The sequence below is a fragment of the Mesorhizobium sp. B2-1-8 genome, assembly GCF_006442545.2.
Taxonomy (GTDB): Bacteria; Pseudomonadota; Alphaproteobacteria; order Rhizobiales; family Rhizobiaceae; genus Mesorhizobium.
The window spans coordinates 1,482,811-1,504,777 of the sequence record NZ_CP083952.1 but is presented as its reverse complement, the minus strand read 5'-3'; the positions used below and the strand labels follow the sequence as shown (position 1 = coordinate 1,504,777).

Sequence of the window (21,967 nt, the reverse complement as noted above, 5' to 3'; positions counted from 1 at the left end):
ACGGGCGGCGCCGGCGGCGCGGGCTTGCGCTAGGCGCTGCCGTCCAGGAAATCGTGGAAATGCACGATAACGCCCTCCGCTTCGATGAAGATCACGGCATAGGCGGGTGGCTCGTGGCCCAGCCGCCAGTTGTTCGAAAAATCGAGCGCGCTCTGATGGTTGGTGCTGCGCAGCGTGCTGACCGGTATGCCGCGCCAGCTGCCGGCGATCAGCCTGTGGACATGGCCGGCAAAGATGTGGCCGATATTGCCGTGGCGCCGGAGAACGTCATGAAAGGCATCGGCGTCGGCGAGCTTGACCTCGTCGAGCACCGGCATGTGGATCCGGAACGGAGGGTGGTGCATGAAGAGGAAGACCGGCCGGTCGCGCGCCTCCTGCAGCTTGTCGTCCAGCCAGCCCAGCCGTGCCGGGCACAGCCTGCCCTCGACATGTCCGCTGTCCAGCGTGTCGAGCAGGATCAGGCGGCCGTCGCTGCCGTCGAAAACGCTCTGGACGAACCCGCGCTCGGCTGGCGCTTGCGGGAACATCTCGAGAAAAAGTGCCCTGTCGTCGTGGTTGCCGAGCATCAGCCGGCAAGGCGGCGCGAACCCCGCCAATGCCTCCCGCAACGCCGTATAAGCGGCGCGCTCGCCATCATTGGTCAGGTCGCCTGATATCACCACCAGATCGGCATCGGCATGGTTCCTGCCGATATCCGCCAGGCAGGCCACCAGCCGGGCGAGCGGATCGGAGCCGTAGAGAAGGCCTCCCGGCGTCATCAGATGCGGATCGGAGAGCTGGATGATTTTCATGGGTCCGCGCACTGCCTTCCTGCCGTTACCCCTTGGCGGCGCCCTGAAGGCGACATGTTTCGACCAGCTCTACTGTGCTGTCCAGCCACCGTCCATCGGCAAGGTCGTGCCGGTGATCTGCCTGGCCGCGTCCGAACACAGGAACAATGCCAATGCCGCAAGCTCTTCCACGGTGACGAATTCCTTGGTCGGCTGCGCGGCAAGCATCACGTCGTGCTTGACCTGTTCCTCGGTCATGCCGCGCGCCTTCATCGTGTCGGGGATCTGCTTTTCGACCAGCGGCGTCCAGACATAGCCGGGCGCGATCGCGTTGACGGTGATGCCGTCCTGCGCGACTTCCAGCGCCACCGTCTTGGTCAGGCCCGATATGCCATGCTTGGCCGAGACATAGGCCGACTTGAACGGCGAGGCGACCAGCGCATGGGCCGAGGCCGTGTTGATGATGCGGCCCCATTTGCGGCTCTTCATGCCCGGCACCACGGCCTTGATGGCGTAGAAGGCGGCAAGCAGGTTGATGCGGATGATGGCTTCCCATTTGTTGTCGGGAAACGCCTCGATCGGCGCCACATGCTGGATGCCGGCATTGTTGACCAGGATGTCGAGGCTGCCGAACGCCTCTTCGGCGTCGTGGATCATGGCGGTGACCGCGGCGCCATCCATCATGTTGGCATCGGAGTAGCGGCACTTGACGCCGAAATCCTTCTCGATGCCTGCGCGCTCCTGCTCGATGGCAGCGGCGTCGCCAAGACCGTTGATGGTGACGTTGGCGCCCTCGGCGGCAAAGGCGCGGGCGATTGCCAGGCCGATGCCGCTGGTCGAGCCGGTGACAAGCGCATTCTTCGAAGACAGGGAACCCATGGGAGATCTCGCAAGAGGTGGGAGGGACTGTTGAGAATAGTTTGTGCGGCGCAACACGACAATGCCACGGCCATATGTCGGCTCGATTACAGCCCGCGACGGCTTTGCCGGCTCCGTGAAAGGGCGTCTTCGAGGTGACACGGCGTTGTCATGGTGCCGTGCAACATATTTGCCAGCGCATTCGCGCGGGTCATTTTCGAACCGTTGGGGGGACCTGGATGGAAATCGCCGATGTCGTGAAGCGCGCCTATGCGATGCCGCTCACCAATCCCTCCTTCCCGCCTGGCCCCTATCGCTTCTTCGACCGCGAATACATCATCATCACCTATCGCACGACACGCGAAGCGCTCGAAGCCGTCGTGCCGGCGCCGCTGGAGATCGACGAGCCGCTGGTCAAGTACGAGTTCATCCGCATGCCGGACTCCACGGGCTTCGGCGACTACACCGAGACCGGCCAGGTCATCCCGGTACGCTACAAGGGCCAGCATGGCGGCTACGTCCACTCGATGTATCTCGACGACGACGCGCCGATCGCCGGCGGCCGCGAGCTGTGGGGGTTCCCGAAAAAGCTCGCCAATCCCAAGATCGTCCATGAAGGCGAGGTGATCGTCGGCACTCTGCACTATGGCAGCGTGCTCTGCGCCACCGGCACGATGGGCTACAAGCACCGCGAGGCTGATCATGACCAGGTGCTCGCTTCGCTCGCCGCCCCCAATTTCCTGATCAAGATCATCCCGCATGTCGACGGCACGCCGCGCATCTGCGAGTTGGTCCGCTACTACCTCACCGATATCACGCTGAAGGAAGCCTGGACGGCTCCGGCGGCGCTCGATCTGCGGCCCCATGTCATGGCCGACGTGGCGAAGCTGCCCGTGCTCGACATCGTGTCGGCGGTTCATTTCAAGGCCGATCTGACGCTCGGCCTGGGCGAAGTCGTGCATGATTACCTCGCTGACCACGGCCGCTCCGCTGCCAGCGCAACCCAGCTGGAGAAAGTCAGTGCTTGAGCGTAACCGCAACAAGGCAGCCGCCGCCACCATCGAGGAAATCACGGCGCAGTATGACCGCATTGCGCTGGTGTTTCAGGGCGGCGGCGCGCTCGGCGCCTATCAGGCAGGGGTCTATCAGGCGCTTGCCGACGCCGGTTGCGAACCGAGCTGGTTATCCGGCGTCTCGATCGGCGCCATCAATGCCGCGATCATCGCCGGCAATGAACCGAGCCGCCGGCTGCAGCGGCTTGAACAGTTCTGGCAGACGATTTCTGGCCGCAAGATCTGGTCCTACACGCCCGAAGGCGACATCTACCGCGATATCCGCAACCAGACCTCCTCGTTGATGACGATGACGATGGGCCAGCCCGGCTTCTTCAAGCCGCGCAATCCCAATCCCTGGTTCCAGCTGTCGGGAGCGGAAGGCGCCACCAGCTTCTACGACACCGCCGAGTTGAAGGACACGCTGAAGAGCCTGATCGACTTCGACGTGCTGAACGACGGCAGGAAGCGGTTGAGCGTTGGCGCGGTCAATGTCAGGACCGGCAACTTCGTCTATTTCGACACCGAGAAGGTGCGTATCGAGCCGGAGCACATCATGGCCAGCGGCGCGCTGCCGCCGGCCTTCCCCTCGATCCGCATCGAGGGCGAATATTACTGGGATGGTGGCATCGTCTCCAACACCCCGCTGCAATATCTGCTCGACCAGGAAGAGGACCGTTCCTCGCTGGTCTTCCAGGTCGATCTGTTCAGTGCCCGCGGCGTGCTGCCGCGCGGCATGGCCGACGTGCTGTCGCGCCACAAGGACATCATGTATTCGAGCCGCACGCGGCAGAACACCGACAATTTCGAGCGCATCCATGCGCTGAAGATGAAGCTGCTCGATGCGCTGAAGCGCGTGCCGCCGGAGCAGCTCAAGGACGGCGAGCAAGAGCTGATCGCCGACTATTCCGACGCCGGCGTCGTCAACATCGTCCACCTGATCTACCAGCACAAAGGCTATGAGGGCCACGCCAAGGACTACGAGTTTTCGGGCACCTCGATGCGCGAACATTGGGAGATGGGCCTCGAGGATACCGAGCGCACGCTGCGCCACAAGAAGTGGCTGATGCTGCCGACCAATGCCGACGGCGTCACCATCCACGATCTGCATCGCGAAGATCCGACCTGAACTTTCAGGCCGGAAACGGCTGGCTCGGAATACTGAGCCCGGTTCAGAATCTTAGATTGGCGCCGGTCCGCAGCAAGAGCCAGTAGAACGGCCGGTCGCCCCACGATCAGCAGCGCCAGCTCGAAACAAGATCAGATGCGATGCGTCGTTCATTACGGCCATCCGAATTGCAGCGATCATAGCCTTGGAAAACGAGACGGCGCCAACTTGGCGCCGTCTGTACTGTCGTCGCTTAAGTCGCCCGCTCAGAATACTTGACGCAAGACGATGAACAGCACGAAGGCGAGCGCGATCGAGCAAGGCAGGGTCAGCACCCAGGCGAGCAGCAGATTGCGAACCGTCGACCATTGCAGGCCCGAGCCGTTCGCCGCCATCGTACCGGCGACGCCGGATGACAGCACATGGGTCGTCGACACGGGCAGACCCAGACGGTCGGCCATGCCGATGGTGACCATCGCGACGAGTTCGGCGGCAGCGCCCTGGCCGTAGGTCAGGTGGCTCTTGCCGATCTTCTCGCCGACCGTGACGACGATGCGTTTCCAGCCGACCATGGTGCCCAGGCCAAGCGCCAGTGCCACCGCGACCTTCACCCATATCGGGATGAACTTCGTCGCGTTGTCGACAGCCTTGTGATAATCGGTGACCGCCTTGAGATCGGCGGCCTCCATCGGCAGCAACTGCTTCTTGTCGATCAGTTTCAGCGCCTCGCCGATCAGATAGATGTCGTTGCGGGCGTTGCTCACCAGATCGGTCGGCACGGTGTCGACCGAAGCGTAAGGCTGCAGTCCGGCTGTCGTGCTGTGGATGTAGCTCTGCAGCGCGACGGTCGTCTTGTCGCTCCAGGTCCGGGTGCGCACGGCATCCTGCACGGCTGCCTTGGCATCCTTCGCGTCGGCGACGGTGGCACCGGGCTTCACATATTTGCCCAGCGCGGTCTCCATGCTGACCGAAGCCGATTTGTAGGCTTCGAGATAGTTGATGTCGGGCGTACGGTTCAGCGCATAGGCGGTCGGCACCACGCCGATCAGGATCAGCATGATCAGGCCCATGCCCTTTTGTCCGTCATTGGAGCCATGCGCGAAGCTGACGCCGGTGCAGGTGAAGATCAGCAGCGCGCGGATCCACCAGGGCGGCGGCGCATTGCCCTTCGGCGCCTCGTAGAGCGCCGGATTACGGACGAGAAGCTTCATCGCATAGAGCAGGATCGCGGCGGCGAAGAAGCCGATGATCGGCGACACCAGCAAGGTCACGCCAACATTGGTCGCCTGCGACCAGTCGACGCCGCTGGTGGCGCTGCCGGCAGGTGCCATGAACTGGTTGGCAAGGCCGACGCCGATGATCGAGCCGACCATGGTATGCGAGCTCGACGCCGGCAGGCCGAGGAACCAGGTGCCGAGGTTCCACAGGATCGCGGCCACCAGCAGTGCGAACACCATGGCGAAGCCGGAGGAAGAGCCGACCTGCAGGATCAGTTCGACCGGCAGCAGCGACAGGATGCCGAAGGCGACCGCGCCGCTGGAGGTGAGAACGCCGAGGAAATTGAAGGCACCCGACCACATGACGGCGAATTCGGCCGGCAGGGAGCGCGTGTAGATGACCGTCGCCACCGCATTGGCGGTGTCGTGGAAACCGTTGACGAACTCGAAGCCGAGCGCGATCAGCAAGGCGATGCCGAGCAGGATCCACGGCACGGTCTTGGCCACCGCCAGATCCTGGCTCAACGCATAGCCGACATAGACCAAGCCAACCAACACCAGCACACCGAGGGCCGGCAGGAACCACTTCGCGCCGCCCGAACTGTCCAGCGGATGATCCGGCCTCGGAATGCCCGCCTCACTGGAAACTATGTCCACCATGTCCCACTCCTGTTGCATCGCAGCAAAGAACTGGAAAAGACGCTATGTCCGGACGATGAACCCTGTGTGACGCGGGGAGAGCTCTGCCTTGCGCGGGGTCTCCTTCAAGCGGGACCGGAGCGTGTCTTTAGGATCGCCGCGCCAAGCGCGATCGACCAGGGGTCTTCGGACTGGCGCTATTTGGCGATGTCGAGAAGTGACGACACCAAGAGTTCCCGTTCGTCCTTCGACAGCACGTCCGAATCGAACAGGTTCATGCTGCGCAGTCCTTCGATGGCGAGATAGCAGACCAGCAGCGATCTGAGGTCCGGCGCCTCGCCCTTCAGGCGCTCGAAAAGTTGCCGCTTGAATGTCTTTATCGGCGTCATGAAATCGGGATCCTCGGCGATCGCCGAAAAAATCCAGGATGCCGATGGCTGCTTTTCCTCGCAATCCTCTGCCGACAGTCTGATATAGACGGCGAGGGGATTTTTGCCGTTGTCGTTGCTGTTCGCGGTTTCCAGCGCTTGCTCGAAATCGCGCAGATAGTCTTCTACGAGGCCCTGCATCAATTTGGCCTTGGTCGGGAAATTGTAGAGCAGCCCACCCTTCGACACGCCGGCGCGGCTGGCGATGGCATCGAGCGACAGGCTACCGGGCCCGGATTCCCGGGCAACATCAGCCGCCGCAGCGAGAATCTTCTCGCGCGAGTTCGGTCTTTGGGCTTTCATGGCGCCTCCCATCGCAAGCTTAGGCCCAATTGACAAGACCGTCCAGACGGTACAGTAAGACCGCCACCATTTGAAATCGGGACCCGCAGTCGGTATGTGTCCCGATGTCCGTGCTACGCGCCGGATTTTCGACTGAGGGGACTTCCTTGTTCAAGCGCATACTCCGTATCTTTATCATTATTGTGGTCCTTGCCGTGCTCGTCATTGTGGTCGGCGGCATCGTCGGCTTCAACTTCCTGCGCGACAACGGCATCAAGCAGTATTTCGCCACCATGAAGCCGCCGGCGGCGACAGTCTCGACGACCATCGTCAAGCCGTCGAGCTGGACGCCCGGCGTCGAGGCGATCGGTACGGTGCGGGCCGTGCGCGGTGTCGACCTGACGGTCGAGACCGCCGGCATCGTCAAGGAAATCCCTTTCCATGCCAACCAGAAGGTGACGGCCAATGCGGTGCTGCTGCAACTCGACGACGCCGTCGAGCGCGCCGATCTGGATGCGCAGAAGGCGCAGGCGGCGCTCGATCAGACCACGCTGACCCGCGCCATCGAACTGACAAAGCGTGGTGTCGGCTCCGACTCGACGCTGGACACCGCGCGCGCGGCGGCGTCTGCTTCGGCGTCCCAGGTCACCAGGCTGCAGGCCGTGCTCGACCAGAAGCAGCTTACCGCGCCTTTCACCGGCACGGTCGGCATTCCGAAGATCGACCTCGGCCAGTACCTGTCGCCCGGCACCGCGGTGGTGACGCTGCAGGACCTCGACACGATGCGAGTCGACTTCTCGGTTCCCGAACAGCAGCTGCCGCTGCTCAAGATCGGCCAGACGGTCCGCCTAGGCCTTGGCGGCAGCGACAACATGCCCTTTGCCGGTGCCATTCGCGGCATCGACCCCAAGATCGACCCCTCCAGCCGGCTGGTGAACATCCGGGCGGAAGTCGCCAATCCCGACGGCAAGCTGACCCCCGGCCAGTTCGTACAGGTGCGCGTCGAACTGCCGGAGGAGCAGAACGTGCTGTCCCTGCCGCAGACGGCGCTGACCACCAGTCTCTATGGCGACTACATATTCGTGGTGCAACCGGCGAAACCCGCCGGCGCGGCCCCGACGCAGCCAGCCAAGCCGGAAGAAAAGCCAGCCGCGGCGGCCACCGACAAGCCGGCTGACGCCAAGCCTGCAGACGCCAAGCCTATAGACGCAATGAAGCCGGCCGATACCATGAAGCCGGCGGCTGATGCCACCAAGCCGGCAGACGCAGCCAAGCCAGCAGCGGCCAATCCGACCAAGCCGGCGGCCGAAGGCGACAAGCCCGTGTTGGTGCTGTCGCAGGTCTTCGTCAAGCCCGGCCGCCGCAATCAGGGCATGGTCGAGATCGTCGAAGGGCTCAAGGCCGGAGACGAGGTCGTCACTGCGGGCCAGAACCGCCTCTTCAACGGCATGACCGTCAACGTCGACAACACGATCGACCCGACCAAATCGGCGAACAAGCAGGCCGACCAGCAATGAGCTTTTCCGATCTCTTCATCCGCCGGCCCGTTCTTTCGACAGTCCTTGCCTGCATGATCCTGCTGCTCGGTTTCCAGGGCATCTTCAACCTGTCGATCCGGCAGTATCCGAAGGTCGACGAAACGGCGATCACCATCACGACGGCCTATCCCGGTGCCAGCGCCGACCTGATCCAAGGCTTCATTTCCGCCCCGATCGCGCGCGCCGTCGCCTCGACCGAGAACATCGACTACGTCACCTCGTCCAGCCGTCCGTCCTCCAGCACCGTGACGGTGCAGATGAAGCTCGGCTCCAACCCTGACGTGGCGCTGACCGAAGTGCTGTCCAAGGTCCAGGGGGTGCGCGGCACCTTGCCGGACGCCTCCAAGGACCCGGTCATCGTCAAGGGTACGGGTCAGCAGTTCGCGATGATGTACATCTCGATGCAGAATCCGAACATGACCAAGGAGCAGCTGACCGAATATATCGAGCGCGTCATCAGGCCCCGCATGTCGACCGTCGAAGGCGTCGCCGATGTGCAGATCTTCGGCGCCCAGGAATACTCGATGCGCGTCTGGATCGACCCGGTCAGGCTTGCCGCGCGCGGCGTGACGGCAGCCGAAGTGCTGACGGCGATCAACAATTCCAACTTCCTGTCGGCGCCGGGCAACACCCAGAACGAATATGTCGTTTCGTCGATCACCGTGCGCTCGACGCTGCAGACACCGCAGGCCTTCGCCGAGCTGCCATTGCGCTCGACTGACGGCAATGTCGTGCGCCTGCGCGACGTGGCTCGTGTCGAACTGGCAGCAGCGAACACCGACACCAGGGTCTCCTTCAACGGCAAGCCCGGCACCTTCCTCGCCATCTTCCCGACTCCGGCGGCCAACCCGCTGACCACCGCTGCGGCGCTCACCAAGCTCGTCCCGCAGATCCAGGAAACGCTGCCCAAAGGCATGACGATCGAGGTCGTCTACGACGCGACCGGGCAGATCAGCGCCTCGATCGACGAGGTGTTCAAGACCATCGCCGAGGCGGTTGCCATCGTCGTCGTCGTCATCCTCCTGTTCCTCGGCTCGTTCCGCTCGGTGATGATGCCGATCATCACCATCCCGCTGTCGCTGATCGGCGTCTGCTTCCTTCTGTTCGCGGTGGGCTATTCGATCAACCTTCTGTCGCTGCTGGCCATGGTGCTGGCGATCGGTCTTGTCGTCGACGACGCCATCGTGGTGGTGGAAAACATCCATCGCCACATGGAAGAAGACAACATGCCGCCCATGCAGGCGGCCTTCAGCGGCATGCGCGAGATCGCGTCGGCCATCGTCGCCATGACCATGACGCTGGCGGCGGTGTTCGCGCCGCTGGCCTTCACCGGCGGCCTGACCGGCGCCCTGTTCCGCGAATTCGCGGTGACGCTTGCCGGGTCGGTGGTATTGTCGGGCGTCATTGCCATCACCATCACGCCGATGATGTCGGCGCGCCTGCTGAAGCCCGGCAATGCCGGTCGTTTCCAGCGTATCGTCGACGGCACCTTCTCGCGCGTCGAGCACGTCTACGAGCGCGCCGTCACCGGCTCTTTGAACTATCGCCCGCTGACGCTGCTCATCGTGCTGGCGCTTGTCGGCGTGACCGGCTTCATGTTCACCAAGACCTCGACGGAACTGGCGCCGGAAGAGGATCAGGGCTTCCTGCTCTCGCTCGTGACGGCGCCGCGCTACGCGACTTCCGACTACACCGAGACCTACGTGAACCAGATCCTGGGCCTGGTGAAGAATATTCCCGAAACCCGTGCACAGTTCTCGGCCGTCGCGTTCGGCGGCACGACCAACAGCGCCTTCGTCGGTTTTGCCTTCAAGGATTGGGCGGAGCGGAAACGCAATTCGAAGCAGCTGCAGGCCGACATTACGGCTCGCATCGCCAAGGTGGCGGGCGTCCAGGCGTTTGTCTTCGCGCCGCCGACGTTGCCGGGCTCCGGCGGCGGCTTGCCCATCTCCATGGTGGTGCGCTCGATCGGCGATTCCGCTCAGGTGTACGAGGAAGCCGAGAAGATCAAGAACAAGGCGCAAGCCTCGGGCCGCTTCATCGTCGTGCAGAATTCGATGGCCTATGACGCACCACAGGTGACGGTGACCATCGACCGCGACCGCGCCGCCGCGCTCAACCTGCCGATCGCCGATATCGGCCGGACGCTGACGCTTTTGGTCGGCGGCGCCGAAGTGGCGCAGTTTGACCGCGACTCCAACAGCTATGACATCATCCCGCAGGTGCCGCAGGAGTTCCGCGACAACCCCGAAAAGCTCGGCGAATACTTCGTACGCAGCGTGACGGGCGAGATGGTGCCGCTGTCGGCCGTGGTGAAGATTTCGACCAATGCCTCGCCGGCGGCGATCGAGCAGTTCAACCAGTTGAACTCGTCGACGATCTCGGCGCTGCCGCTACCTGGCGTCACCACGGGCGACGGTTTGAAAGTGCTCGAGGACATTGCCAGGGAGAGTCTGCCCGACACCTTCTTCATCGACTATTCCGGCCAATCCCGGCAGGAGAAGGAACAGGGCAACACGATCCTGATTGCTTTCGGCGCGGCCGTCATCGTCATCTACCTGGTGCTGGCGGCGCAGTTTGAAAGCTTCCGCGATCCGCTGATCATCATGATGGCGGTGCCATTGTCGATCTTCGGCGCGATCGTGCCGCTCAATCTGGGCCTCGGCACGCTCAACATCTATACCCAGGTCGGCCTGATCACGCTGATCGGCCTGATCACCAAGCACGGCATCCTGCTGGTCGAATTCGCCAACCAGCAGCGCGAAATCCACGGCATGCGGCGGCGTGATGCCATCATCGCCTCGGCCAAGGTGCGCCTGCGGCCGATCCTGATGACGACGGCGGCGATGGCGCTGGGCGTGGTGCCGCTGATCGTTTCCAGCGGCGCCGGTGCCGCGGCCCGCTATTCGATGGGCCTGGTCATCTTCACCGGCATCCTGGTCGGCACCATGTTCACGCTCTTCGTCGTGCCCATGTTCTACACCTTCATCGCCAGCAAGGACCTGCCGAATCTGGCGGAAAAGCCGGATCCGAAGCTGATGCCAGCACTGCCGAGCTGAGGCGCAAGGCGCAAGAAACAAAAGAGGCCGGGATTTTCCCGGCCTCTTTTTTTGGCGGTCGCTCCAGCAACTCCGGCACATGTCCGAATGCGGCAACCTGCCTGCTACTTGACGATGACGATGCTGGTGTTGGCTGGACCGAAGGTCTCGACGAGCTGGTAGAAATCGGCGGCATTGTCCGGATGCAGCCGTACGCAGCCATGCGAGGCCGGCTGGCCGAGACGCTTGATGGCATAGGTGGCGTGAACCGCGTAGCCGCCGCTGAAGAAGACCGAATGCGGCATCGGCGCGTTGTCGTACTTCTTCGAATACCACATCTCATGCATGCGCGTCGGCTTGAACGAGCCGGTCGGCGTGACATGCGCCCTATCGCCGGTGGAAACCTTCCAGGCGAACGTCGGCCGGCCGTCGACCGAGACTTCCATGACCTGCTGCGACAGTGAAACGCGCGCCACGATGCTGTTGGCGGCATGAGCGGCGTTGGCGCCGAACAGAAGCGCGCTGCCCATGAGCGCCGCGGCGGTGATGTTGATGAGTTTTGCGGAAATGGTGGTGCGCATGACGTCCCTCTCTCTGCCGGCCGGCCGGCTCCAATTCGATGAGCGGCTTATCCATGCGGCATGTTTCGGAGGGATTTCGCAAAATGCTCGTTTGTGTTTCGAATTTGTTTCCTCTGGTTAACAAGCCGACCCGCATCGTCGGCATTGCCCGCACCCCAAATAAGGGATCGAGAATGACGCACATAGGTATTCACCCCGAAACGAAAGTTCGAACTCTCGCCATATGAAAGGATCCAGGCCGGCTTCGAAACCAAACTGCAACAAAGCGCGGATTTGGCGGCATGATCCGGATACGGACCGGAGGCAAAAGTTGACGCAACGAAAACAGACGGCAACGACCATGGGAACGAAAACGAACACGCGGTCCTGGCTCTTCAGGATCAGCATCGCTGCGGCGGCCATCGGCGGCGTCGGCACCATTGCCGGCGGGCAAGTGGCGAAGCTGGCGGCGATGAGTTCGAGTGAGATTTCGACCCTGCACGTCGCTCTGTTTTGCGCCACGGTCTGGATCGTTTCCAGCCTGCGCATCGCCCGGTTGAAGGCCCTCTGGCGGGTTGGCCTTCGGCTGCTGGCATTGCGCGGCCCCTCCGGCAACTTGCTGCCGAGAGGACCGAAGGCCCGCGCCGCGACGGGGGGCTCCGTGGGCGGCGCGGGCACTTCGGGAGTTTCCTGAAGCGACCCGCGACACAATCATCTTTTTGGGGAATTCCGATCATGAAAACAAGATTCGCAGCTTCCGTGCTTTCCGCGCTGCTCTACGCGCAGGGCCTGCTCGGCTTTGCCGCGCTCGCCAGCGTGCTCCTCAAGGAGCGCGCCCACGCAAGCGAGTTCGCCGCCGGCGGCGACATGGCCTCGGGCCCGTCATTGCTGGTGGTGCGCTGAATCTCGCGGGCATCGGCGCGGAAATGGAAAGTCCGATGCTGATCCGGGGAACCAGCTGGAAAAGACAGCCGTCAGTCGGCGAACTGCCGTGGCGGATCGAACCTGTAGCCGGCGCCGCGTATGGTGGTGATGGTCTCGGTGTCGAGCTTGCGGCGCAGCCGCACGATGCGCGAGTCGATCGAGCGATCGAAGGCGTCGGCATTCTCGGCCGGCGCGGCTGCGATAATGTCGTCACGCGTCAGCACCTTGCGCGGGCTCGCCAGGAACAGCCTGAGCAGCGCCACCTGGCCGGGCGAGAGCTGCTCCTGCGTACCCGAGCGATGCATGACGATCGCCGATCTCAGATCGACGGTCGCGTTCTCCAGCACGATCAATTCCTGGGTACCCCTGCCGCGCCGCGACAGCAGGCCGCCGACACGCGCGGCGAGTTCCCTGACATTGAGCGGACTTTCGACGACGTCGGCGGCGCCGAGCTCGAGCGCCAGCACCTTGTCGAGGAGATCGGCCGGCCGGCATATCAGATGAAATCCGGTCCATGCTCGCCGCCCCCGCCTTGGCCGCCCCCGCCTTGGCCGCCATAACGCCTGAGCAGATCCCGCCCTTCCGCCTGGCTGAGGCTGTCGCCGACGACGACGACATCGATGCCTCCGCCCGCCAGCAGCGATTCCGCCTCCCAGGGCTGCCGCGCCTGGCGCACGTCATGACCGCGCCGCTCGAGATGGTCGGCAAGCTCGGTCGCCACGACGTCGGCGACGGAAACAAGCGCGATGACGGCTCGTGCGGCCATGTTTTCCAACCGTTCCCTGGCAACCGGATATGAGTGCTGGACATCATGTTTATACCCAATCTACTTTCCACTGAAAGTGGGAGCGAGAGCATCGTGCGGGCAAGAATTGTCATCGTCGAGGACGAGCCCGACCTGAGGGACGCGGTCGCCGAGTATCTCGGCGCCGCCGGCTATGACGTGGCGACCGCGGAAACCGCGGCCGCCGCGCGCAGCCTGATCGAGACGCAGCCCTTCCATCTGGCCATCCTCGACATCGCCATGCCGGGCGAGGATGGCCTGTCGCTCGGCCGCTGGCTGCGCTCGAAAATGCCGATCGGCATCATCTATGCGACCGCCGCCGGCACCGCGCTCGACCGCATCGTCGGGCTGGAGCTTGGCGCCGACGACTATATCGTCAAGCCGTATGAACTGCGCGAAGTGCTGGCCAGGGTGCGTAGCGTGCTGCGCCGTGTCCCGCAGCCGACGGAGCCGCAGGAAGGGAAAGCCAGGACCGACCGCCGCTCCGTCGCTTTCGGTTCCTTCCAGGCCGATCTCGACGGCAGGCTGGTCACCGGCGCCAACGGCACGGTGATCGACATGGCCAAGAGCGAGTTCGACGTGCTGGAGGTTTTCCTGACCCGCGCCAACCGGCTGCTGACCAGGGCCGCGATCTCCGAGGCGATCGGCTTCACCGAGGATCCGGAATCATCGCGCGCCGTCGATATCCGCATCATGCGGCTGCGCAAGAAGATCGAGACTGATCCGGCCAACCCGAAATTCCTGCGCACGGTGCGCGGCGAAGGCTATATCTTCTCGCTGCCGACCGGCGACGGCAACTGAGCGTCAGACCCACAGGGTTTCCACTCCGCAGCCGTCGCCAGCCGATCGAATTGACGTGACTCTGGAATGACGGCTGACAATGACGGGCGAGACAGCAAGCACGGATATGCAGGGCTTCAGGCAAGGCGCGGCCATGGCGGCCGTGCGTGTCGTGCGCCGGCTGCGCGAGGCCGGCGACTGGCAGCGCGAAATGGACGGCATACTGGCAACGCTTTGCGACGCCATGGAGTGCCAGCGCGGTATCCTGTTCCGCCTGCTCGAATTGCCCGGCCAAGGTTTCGCCCAGTCGGTCGCCGCCTACTGGATCGACCCCGATTTCGGCGGCGAACTGGCCTCACCGACCGTCATCATGCAGTCGATCGTCAATTCGGATCCGCTGCTGGAGCGGCTGGCCGAGGATGAGCGGCAGGGCAAGATCTTCGCCGGCCACACGCGCGATCTCGAAGGGTTCCTGAGGGCGGATTTCGAAAAGCAGAACATCAAGTCGTTCCTGTCGGTGTCGGTCTTCGCGCACGGCCATCTCTGGGGCACGCTCGCCGTCAATGATTGCGTCGAGGAGCGTGAATGGACCGACGAGGAAGAGGCGACGCTGCACATCATCGCGCTCGCCATCGGCGACGCCATCGAACACTCCCCCTCCGACGCCCACGCCAGCGAGGTGATCCGCCGCACCATGCTGCAGGCCTCGCTCGATGCCATCATCGTCATCGACGAGGCCGGGTCGATCATCGAATTCAATCCGGCCGCGGAAAAGATGTTCGGCTTCCAGCGCAGCGACATTCTCGGCAAGGACCTGCTCGACACCGTCGTTCCGGAATACTACCGCAAGGGTTATGCCTCAGGCGCCGACTACATGTCCGGCCGCGGAGCGCCGATGGTCGGCCAGCGGCTCGAGACGGTGACGCAGAATGCCGCCGGCGAGGTCTTCCCGATCGAGCTGACGGCGACCGAGATGCGGGTCGCCGACCGCCGGCTGATCTTCGGCTCCATCCGCGACTTGCGCGAGAGGCTGCGCGCCGAGGAGGAGATCAACCGGCAGCGCGAGAAGCTGCACCAGAACGAGAAGATGGCTGCGATGGGCTCGCTGCTCGCGGGCGTTTCGCACGAGCTCAACAACCCGCTGGCGGTTGTGGTCGCGCAATCGACGCTGCTGCATGAATTCGCCTCGGACCCGCAGACCAAGGTCCGTGCCGAAAAAGTGCGCGCCGCCGCCGAGCGCTGCGGGCGCATCGTCAAGAGCTTCCTGTCGATGGTCCGCCTCCATCCCGCGGCGCAGACCGAGACCGATCTCAACCAGGTGATCCGCGCCGCTCTCGAGGTGACCGCCTACGGCGCGCGCTCGAGCGGCATCATCATCGACACCGATTTCGCGCCGGGTCCCCTGCTGGCCATGGCCGACGCCGACCACGTGACGCAGGTGGCGGCCAATTTCCTCATCAACAGCCAGCATGCCCTGGCTGGCATCGCCGGCGACCGGCTGATCAAGGTGCGGAGCTTCCGCGGCGACCGGGGCAATCCCTGCTTCTCGGTCGAGGACAACGGGCCCGGCATTCCCGAAGCCATCCGTTCGCGCATTTTCGAATCCTATTTCACCACCAAGCCGGTCGGTGTGGGCACCGGGATCGGCCTGTCGATTTCGAAATCCATCATCGAGCGGCACAACGGCAATGTCTGGTTCGAGGAAGTGCAGCCGAGAGGCGCGCGTTTCGTCGTCCAGTTGCCGGCCATCTCGGCGGGCATCGCCGCCGCTGGCGAAAGCCAGCCACGATCGAGCGGCCTGCGCCATGCGCTGATCATCGATGATGAGCCTGACGTCGCCGGCTCCTTGTCCGACATTCTCGAATTGATGGGCATCAAGTCGCGGATCGCGCCGGTATGGGAATCGGGCGCCGCCACCTTGAGCGGTCACATGCCGCCGGACATCGTCTTTTCGGATCTGCGCATGCCCGGCACATCAGGCATTTCTATCTACCGCGAACTGCTCGCCGAGCGGCCCGACCTGGCGCGGCGCTTCGTGCTGGTCACCGGCGACCTCATCGGCGCGAAGGCTGAAATCGAAGCCTTGCCGGCGCAGCAGCGACCACAGATCCTCGAAAAGCCGTTCAGCACGCTGGACGTGCGCAGCGTGCTTTCGACCATTGCCGAGCAGGCCGCGTTGAAAGCATAAAAAGAGGCCCCCGGCCGACATCGCGGCGGGAGCCGAAGGGAGCGCTGGAGGACGCTCGGGGAGGTCAGGGCATGATCCCCAAACGCGAACCGGTTTTCGGGATCATGCCAGGCAAATCCAGAGACAGAAATCAGAAGATGTTGGGCGTGCTGGTCAGCGGCGCGGCGTTGGCGATCATCCGGATCGCGCGGGCCTTGTGCGTTCCGGACTGCTCGGCAATGGCGCGCAGGCAATCCACGCTCTCGGCGCCCCAGGCCTGCCCCTTGCAGGCGAAATCGATCGCGGGCATCGGCAGGCGGGCTGTCGTGGTCGTGGTCGGCGCCCCATCGATGATGTTGGCGGGCGGATTCAACGAAGCGAAGGCTGGGCCGACCGTCGGCGTGAACGCCATGCCGGCGAAGGCGCAAGCAGCCAACGCCATGAACATTGCCATCGGGTGGTCGCTGGCACGCTGGCGAAGCGCCAGCTTCGGGCGGCGGTCAGCGCGCTCCGGAGCCTGAAAGCGGTTGCTGCTGGTGATCTGGACTTTCGCATGCATCATCATCCCCTTCGTTGATTTTCTTTTTGCGATAAAACGAATTTAATCGCGCTTTGTAACGGTGCAAAGGTGACGAGAACCCGGCAATGTAACGGGATTGAAACATCGGTGCGGGCAGAAACGGTCAAAATCGGGCATCGACTCTTTTGCGTCGAGGTGGCGGGTTACCTGCGTACACCGCAGGCGGCCGACGCGAACGGCAGGGCTTTTTCCTGCCAGCGGAATACTTGTCCGAAGGGCGCGATTTGCAGCGTGAACGGGCGACGGGTGGAGGTTATGGAACTCTGGCTAACACCCGGATTTTCCGGGGTTTTCAAAGTCCGCGGCGCAGCAGGATTCCGCTGGAGCCGGGGCTGACATTTTCGCCGCGAAACCTGCCAATTTCCACAAATCATTGCATTTCAACGCAAAATATGATTATATTGAATGCATATTCAATAAAAAGAAGAGACGTTTCATGAACCCGCACCTCCGTGACGTGGCAATCCCGAACGATTGGGACCGGCGGGGATTACCGGGCTGGAGTTACCATTCCACCGCCCTTCTCGAGCTAGAGAAAGAGCATGTCTTCCGCAATCATTGGCAGATCGCCGGGCATGTCTGCGACATACCGAATGCCGGCGACTACCTCACCATGGATGTCATTGGCGAGCGCGCTCTGATCGTGCGCGGCAAGGACGGCGTCGTGCGCGGCTTCAACAACATGTGCCGCCACCGCGGCAGCCGCGTCGTGGCCGACAGCCAGGGCAATTGCAAGAACGCGCTGGTATGCCCGTTCCATGGCTGGGTCTATAATCTCGACGGTACGCTTCGCGGCGCCGCCCGCCCGCGCTCCTTCCCCGACCTCGACAAGACCGAGTTCGGCCTGATGCCGCTCGACCTCGAAGTCTGGATGGGCTTCATCTTCATCCGCTTCCGCAATGGCGGGCCACAGCCTTCCGTCGCCGAGCTGTTGAAGCCGATCGAACCCGAATTCGCGCATTACAAGGCCGCCGACATGGTGCCCTCCTGGGGCATCTGGACCCAGAAGACACCGGTCAACTGGAAGTCGGTGCGCGATGTCGACAATGAAGGCTATCATGTCGCCATGGCGCATCCGGCTCTGCAGGATCTCTACGGCGCCACCTATTTCGACGAGCCGTTCATCAACGGCGTCTCGCGCTCCTTCGCCACCTACAACCCGCATGCCGGCCGCCGCTGGAGCGTCAGGAACTACGTCAAGATCGCGCCGGAGCCGACGCATCTGCCGGATCATCTCAGGAAGGCCTGGGTCTATTACGGCATCTTCCCGAACGCCGTTCTGTCGGTGATGCCGGAATCGGTGCAGTTCTATCAGGAGTTTCCGCTGTCGACGGGTGAGACGCTGCTGCGTGGCGCCATCTATCGCTACCGCGACGAAAGTCGCGAGCAGGCCGCCGCCCGCTATCTCTCCTTCCGCATCGATCGTGACACCATGTCGGAAGATGTGCAGCTCTCGGTGTGGTCGAACGAATCCATGCTGTCCGAGGCCTTCGAGGGTTTCTACCTCTCCGACCTCGAATATGGCGTGCGCACCCACCACGACCATCTGCGCAAGCAGATTCCGGTGCTCGGCCTGGAAACAGCGCCGGAAGAAAAGGACATGTGGAATTTGAACGACGCGCTACGGTCACGGTCGTAGCCTCCCTCTCCCCATTCTACGGGGAGAGGATGCCGGCAGGCAGGTGAGGGGCAGCGCCGGCTTGCGAGATTAGAAAATCATCTTGGAAGCAGATAACATGGCCAACCAGCAACGCTGGCGCCGCCCCTCATCCGACCTCCGGGCACCTTCTCCCCGTAAGACCGGGAGAAGGAAGAAACTCACCCCCGCCAGACACCCTCTTTCCTGAGATCATCCATGGTGCGCGAAATGCCTTCGCGCAAGATGCCGACCATGTCGTCGATCTGCTCTCGTGTAATGATCAGTGGCGGCGACATCACGCACATGTTGATCAGTGGCCGCACCAGCAGGCCAAGTTCGTGGCAGTGTGCATCGATGCGTTTGCCGACATCCTTGTCGAGCTGCAGTGGATCCCTGCTTTCGCGGTCGGCGACGCATTCGACGCAGCCCATCAGCCCCACGCCGCGCACTTCGCCGACCAGCGGCAGCTCTTCCAGCGTCTTCAGCTGCGCCTGGAAATAGGGCGCGACCTCGAGCGTATGGGCAAGCACGCTTTCCTCCAGCAGGTCGAGATTTTTCAGCGCCACCGCACAGCCGACGGGGTGGCTGGTGTAGGTCAGGCCATGGCCGAACATCGCATCGGGATGGTTGGAACGGCGCAATTCCTCCAGCAGCCGCTCGGAAATGATGACGCCGCCAAGCGGGAAATAGCCTGAGGTGACGCCCTTCGCGAAGGTGATCATGTCGGGGTCGATGCCGAACACGTCGCCCGAGGCAAAGACGTGGCCCAGGCGTCCAAAGCCCGTCACCACTTCGTCGGAGATATAGAGGATATCATTGTCGCGGCAGATCTCGCGGATGCGCCTGAGGTAGCCGTCGGGCGGAATGATGACGCCACCGGATGCTTGTATGGGTTCGCCGACGAACGCGCCTATTCTGTCGGCGCCGACGCGCGCGACCGTGTCGCGGAACTGGTCGACGAGGAGATCGGTGAAGGCAGTGATGGTCATGCCTTTCGGCCGGCGGAACGGGTCGGGCGAGGAGAGCTTGACCACCAGTTCGTCGGCGCCGTCCATCCAGTCGCGGTCACGCGGACGGCCATTGAGCGAGGCCGACAGATAGGTCGAGCCGTGATAGGCGCCGCCGCGGCTCAGGATCAGCTTCTTTTCCGGCCGGCCCCGCACATTGTTGTAGAACTGCATGAAACGCAGCGCCGTCTCGACGGCCGAGGAACCGCCGGTGGTGTAGAAGACGTGGCTGAGGTCGCCAGGCGCATGGCCGGCGATGCGTCTGGCTAGCTCCGCCGACGGCGCGTTCATCGTGTACCAGGGCGTGTTGTAGGACAGCGCCATCGCCTGGTCGTACATCACCCTGGCGAGTTCCTCGCGACGATGGCCGACATTGACGCACCACATGCCGGCCGGGCCGTCGATGAGCCGCTTGCCGGTATTGTCGGTGATGTAGATGCCATCACCCTCGCCGATCAGCGCGCGCGCCTCGGCGCCGACGGAACCGGCATAGGGCCAAGGCTGGATGAGATGACGCCTGGCCAGTTCGACCGCATCGTCGTCGCCAGGGCCAGCCGTTTCGCGTGCCTTCCGATCTCTCACAGCCGCCATCGTCGTCTCCACATCATCCCATCGAATTTGTCCGGGCATCAATCTGGTTCGCCACGGCGAAAATCGTCGCCCTGCTCACACGATTTTGAATGTCCGTTCAATCAATATTACAGAATTAGCGCTTGATTTCAATCCGCGGATGCGCGCATGATGAAAGAAAGCCGGCAAGGGGAACGAAAGCCGGCGCCAGTCCGATGGGATGCCGTATGGCGGGACAGTCCAGGCCAGCAACCGAGATCACACCCGGAGCCCTCCAATGACGGTGGCTGCGGAAGGGTCGCCCCCGTTGCGCATGACGCGGGCCAGACGAAATGCCCTTCTGCAATCAGAGCCCGTACAGGGTTTTGCCCTGATCAGCCCGACCTTCCTCTACGCGCTCATCCTGCTGGTCCTGCCGATCCTGGTGGTCATCGCCCACTCCTTCTGGACGCAGCACTACCTGACCATCGACCGCACCTTCACACTGGAAAACTACCGCGTCGCGCTGGCCGAGCCGATCTACCGCGATCTCCTATGGCGCTCGCTCTACATCTCGCTGACGGTCAGCCTGTTCACCGTCGTCCTCGCCTACCCGATCGCCTACTTCATTTCCTTCCATGGCGGTCGTCACAAGAGCCTGTGGCTGTTCCTCATCACCATCCCGTTCTGGACCAGCTATCTCTTGCGCGTGATGTCGTGGAAGGTCATCCTGGGCTATAATGGCGTCTTGAATTCCGGCCTGATGGGCCTCGGCATCATCGACGAACCGTCGACAGCCTTGCTCTACAATTCGAGCGCCGTCATCATCACGCTTACTCATGCCTGGGCGGCCTTCGCCATCCTGCCGATCTTCGTGTCCCTGGAGAAGGTCGACCGCACACTGGTCGAAGCCGCCACCGACCTTGGCGATGGTCCCTTGCGCTCGTTCCTGCGCGTGACCTTGCCGCTGTCGGCGCCGGGCGTCATTTCCGCGGCGTTGATCGTCATGATCCCGACGGTCGGCGACTATGTCACGCCAAAGCTCGTCGGCGGCAAGGACGGCGTCATGATCGCCAACGCCATCCAGGCGCAGTTCGGCAAGGCCGCCAACTGGCCGCTCGGTGCCGCACTTTCCGTCACCACCATGCTGATCGTCTCCCTGATGGCCGGCGCCACGGTGCTGGTCATCCGCACCTTGCAAAGGATGGCGCGATGAGGGCGCGGCGCTTCCTGCCGGGCGGCTGGCTGTCGGCCTATGCGTTCCTTTACATCGTCTTCCTCTATCTGCCCGTCATCTTCCTGCCGATCTTCTCGATCAACACGGCGGCGACGCCGAAATTCCCGCTGACCGGCTTCACCTTGCAATGGTACGAGGACCTGCCGCGCACGCCGGCGCTGCTCGACGCCGCCTGGAACAGCCTGATCGTCGGCGTCTCGGCTTCCTTGCTCGCCACCGTGCTCGGCATCCTCGCCGCCCGCTCGATCACCCGCTACCGCTATCCCGGCCGCCGCGCCATCAACGGTCTGATCATGGCCCCGCTCGTGTTGCCCGAAGTGATCGTTGCCATCTCCATGCTGCTGGTGATGCTGCAGCTTGGCTTGAGCCTGTCGCTGTTCACCGTCGTGCTCGGCCACGTCCTGATCTGCATTCCCTATTCGATGACGGTGCTGACTTCCGGGTTCGAGGGTTTCGACCGCAGCCTCGAGGAAGCCTCCGCCGATCTCGGCGAGAGCGCGTTCGGAACTTTCCGGCGCGTGACGTTGCCGATGGTGGCGCCGGCGATCATTTCCAGCCTGCTGGTCTGCTTCACCATCTCGCTGGACGAATTCATCATCGCCTTCTTCCTCACCGGCACCGAAGCGACGCTGCCGATCTACATCTGGGGCCAGTTGCGCTTCGCGTCGAAACTGCCCGGTGTGCTGGCGCTGGGCACGCTGCTGCTGGTTGCCTCTTTCCTGCTGATGACAATTGCCGAAATCCTGCGTCGCCGCGCGGCCAGACGCACCCAGAACGAGGGAGGCCTCTATGCCTGAGCAGCCGCGGATC

The 21,967-nt window shown here is 63.2% G+C and carries 18 protein-coding genes and 1 pseudogene; 11 read left to right on the top strand and 8 right to left on the bottom strand.

Annotation, left to right across the window (positions count from 1 at the left end):
- Positions 1-29 precede the first annotated feature (29 nt).
- Together FJ970_RS07370 and FJ970_RS07365 are read right to left on the bottom strand one after the other, a co-directional pair.
- Positions 30-791: a phosphodiesterase gene (locus FJ970_RS07370; RefSeq protein ID WP_140754451.1), complete on the bottom strand. Its 762-nt coding sequence runs from the start codon at positions 789-791 to the stop codon at positions 30-32.
- A gap of 69 nt (positions 792-860) precedes the next feature.
- Entirely contained in the window at positions 861-1,649 is a 789-nt protein-coding gene (locus FJ970_RS07365; RefSeq protein ID WP_140754453.1) for a 3-hydroxybutyrate dehydrogenase, read from the bottom strand.
- Positions 1,650-1,867: 218 nt separating this feature from the next.
- Between FJ970_RS07365 and FJ970_RS07360 the strand changes: the two genes are divergently transcribed.
- Both FJ970_RS07360 and FJ970_RS07355 read left to right on the top strand, forming a co-directional pair.
- Positions 1,868-2,656, top strand: coding sequence for an acetoacetate decarboxylase (locus FJ970_RS07360; protein ID WP_140754455.1), 789 nt, complete (start codon positions 1,868-1,870; stop codon positions 2,654-2,656).
- Positions 2,649-3,809: a patatin-like phospholipase family protein gene (locus tag FJ970_RS07355; protein WP_140754457.1), complete on the top strand. Its 1,161-nt coding sequence runs from the start codon at positions 2,649-2,651 to the stop codon at positions 3,807-3,809. The genes FJ970_RS07360 and FJ970_RS07355 overlap by 8 nt, the downstream gene beginning before the upstream one ends.
- A 245-nt stretch (positions 3,810-4,054) precedes the next feature.
- On the opposite strand, the gene FJ970_RS07350 is transcribed toward FJ970_RS07355, so the two are convergent.
- Together FJ970_RS07350 and FJ970_RS07345 are read right to left on the bottom strand one after the other, a co-directional pair.
- Complete coding sequence (locus tag FJ970_RS07350) at positions 4,055-5,665, bottom strand: inorganic phosphate transporter (protein ID WP_140754459.1); 1,611 nt, start codon at positions 5,663-5,665, stop codon at positions 4,055-4,057.
- A gap of 176 nt (positions 5,666-5,841) precedes the next feature.
- Positions 5,842-6,375, bottom strand: coding sequence for a TetR/AcrR family transcriptional regulator (locus FJ970_RS07345; RefSeq protein ID WP_140754461.1), 534 nt, complete (start codon positions 6,373-6,375; stop codon positions 5,842-5,844).
- A 146-nt stretch (positions 6,376-6,521) separates the two neighbouring features.
- Here FJ970_RS07345 and FJ970_RS07340 point away from each other — a divergent pair, with 146 nt between their 5' ends.
- Positions 6,522-7,871, top strand: a complete 1,350-nt coding sequence (locus FJ970_RS07340) for an efflux RND transporter periplasmic adaptor subunit (RefSeq protein WP_140754463.1) — start codon at positions 6,522-6,524, stop codon at positions 7,869-7,871.
- A complete protein-coding gene (locus tag FJ970_RS07335) occupies positions 7,868-10,951 on the top strand; it encodes an efflux RND transporter permease subunit (protein WP_140754465.1) in 3,084 nt (1,027 codons plus the stop codon). Before FJ970_RS07340 ends, FJ970_RS07335 begins: the two co-directional genes overlap by 4 nt.
- A gap of 104 nt (positions 10,952-11,055) precedes the next feature.
- Here FJ970_RS07335 and FJ970_RS07330 read toward each other — a convergent pair whose 3' ends face one another.
- On the bottom strand, positions 11,056-11,511 hold the full coding sequence (locus tag FJ970_RS07330) for a L,D-transpeptidase (protein ID WP_140754467.1): 456 nt from the start codon (positions 11,509-11,511) through the stop codon (positions 11,056-11,058).
- Between the two features lie 340 nt (positions 11,512-11,851).
- Here FJ970_RS07330 and FJ970_RS07325 point away from each other — a divergent pair, with 340 nt between their 5' ends.
- Together FJ970_RS07325 and FJ970_RS07320 are read left to right on the top strand one after the other, a co-directional pair.
- Positions 11,852-12,184, top strand: a complete 333-nt coding sequence (locus FJ970_RS07325) for a hypothetical protein (protein ID WP_140754469.1) — start codon at positions 11,852-11,854, stop codon at positions 12,182-12,184.
- A 41-nt stretch (positions 12,185-12,225) separates the two neighbouring features.
- A complete protein-coding gene (locus FJ970_RS07320; protein ID WP_140754471.1) occupies positions 12,226-12,393 on the top strand; it encodes a hypothetical protein in 168 nt (55 codons plus the stop codon).
- A 71-nt stretch (positions 12,394-12,464) separates the two neighbouring features.
- Here FJ970_RS07320 and FJ970_RS07315 read toward each other — a convergent pair.
- Positions 12,465-13,180, bottom strand: a pseudogene (locus FJ970_RS07315) (winged helix-turn-helix domain-containing protein).
- 45 nt (positions 13,181-13,225) lie between these two features.
- Here FJ970_RS07315 and FJ970_RS07310 point away from each other — a divergent pair.
- Both FJ970_RS07310 and FJ970_RS07305 read left to right on the top strand, forming a co-directional pair.
- A complete protein-coding gene (locus FJ970_RS07310) occupies positions 13,226-13,999 on the top strand; it encodes a response regulator (RefSeq protein WP_181178208.1) in 774 nt (257 codons plus the stop codon).
- Positions 14,000-14,078: 79 nt separating this feature from the next.
- Complete coding sequence (locus FJ970_RS07305; protein ID WP_181178210.1) at positions 14,079-16,166, top strand: PAS domain S-box protein; 2,088 nt, start codon at positions 14,079-14,081, stop codon at positions 16,164-16,166.
- 130 nt (positions 16,167-16,296) lie between these two features.
- Here the strand turns inward: FJ970_RS07305 and FJ970_RS07300 are convergent, their stop codons facing one another.
- Positions 16,297-16,704, bottom strand: a complete 408-nt coding sequence (locus FJ970_RS07300) for a hypothetical protein (protein WP_140754475.1) — start codon at positions 16,702-16,704, stop codon at positions 16,297-16,299.
- A 457-nt stretch (positions 16,705-17,161) separates the two neighbouring features.
- Between FJ970_RS07300 and FJ970_RS07295 the strand changes: the two genes are divergently transcribed.
- A complete protein-coding gene (locus tag FJ970_RS07295) occupies positions 17,162-18,364 on the top strand; it encodes an aromatic ring-hydroxylating oxygenase subunit alpha (RefSeq protein ID WP_140754477.1) in 1,203 nt (400 codons plus the stop codon).
- Between the two features lie 179 nt (positions 18,365-18,543).
- Here the strand turns inward: FJ970_RS07295 and FJ970_RS07290 are convergent, their stop codons facing one another.
- Positions 18,544-19,962, bottom strand: a complete 1,419-nt coding sequence (locus FJ970_RS07290) for an aminotransferase (RefSeq protein ID WP_140754479.1) — start codon at positions 19,960-19,962, stop codon at positions 18,544-18,546.
- 256 nt (positions 19,963-20,218) lie between these two features.
- On the opposite strand from FJ970_RS07290, the gene FJ970_RS07285 reads away from it, so the two are divergent.
- Together FJ970_RS07285 and FJ970_RS07280 are read left to right on the top strand one after the other, a co-directional pair.
- The gene (locus tag FJ970_RS07285) at positions 20,219-21,136 is read left to right on the top strand and encodes an ABC transporter permease (RefSeq protein WP_140754481.1); all 918 of its coding nucleotides are present in this window, start codon (positions 20,219-20,221) and stop codon (positions 21,134-21,136) included.
- Positions 21,133-21,954, top strand: a complete 822-nt coding sequence (locus FJ970_RS07280; RefSeq protein WP_140754483.1) for an ABC transporter permease — start codon at positions 21,133-21,135, stop codon at positions 21,952-21,954. The genes FJ970_RS07285 and FJ970_RS07280 overlap by 4 nt, the downstream gene beginning before the upstream one ends.
- Positions 21,955-21,967: the final 13 nt, after the last annotated feature.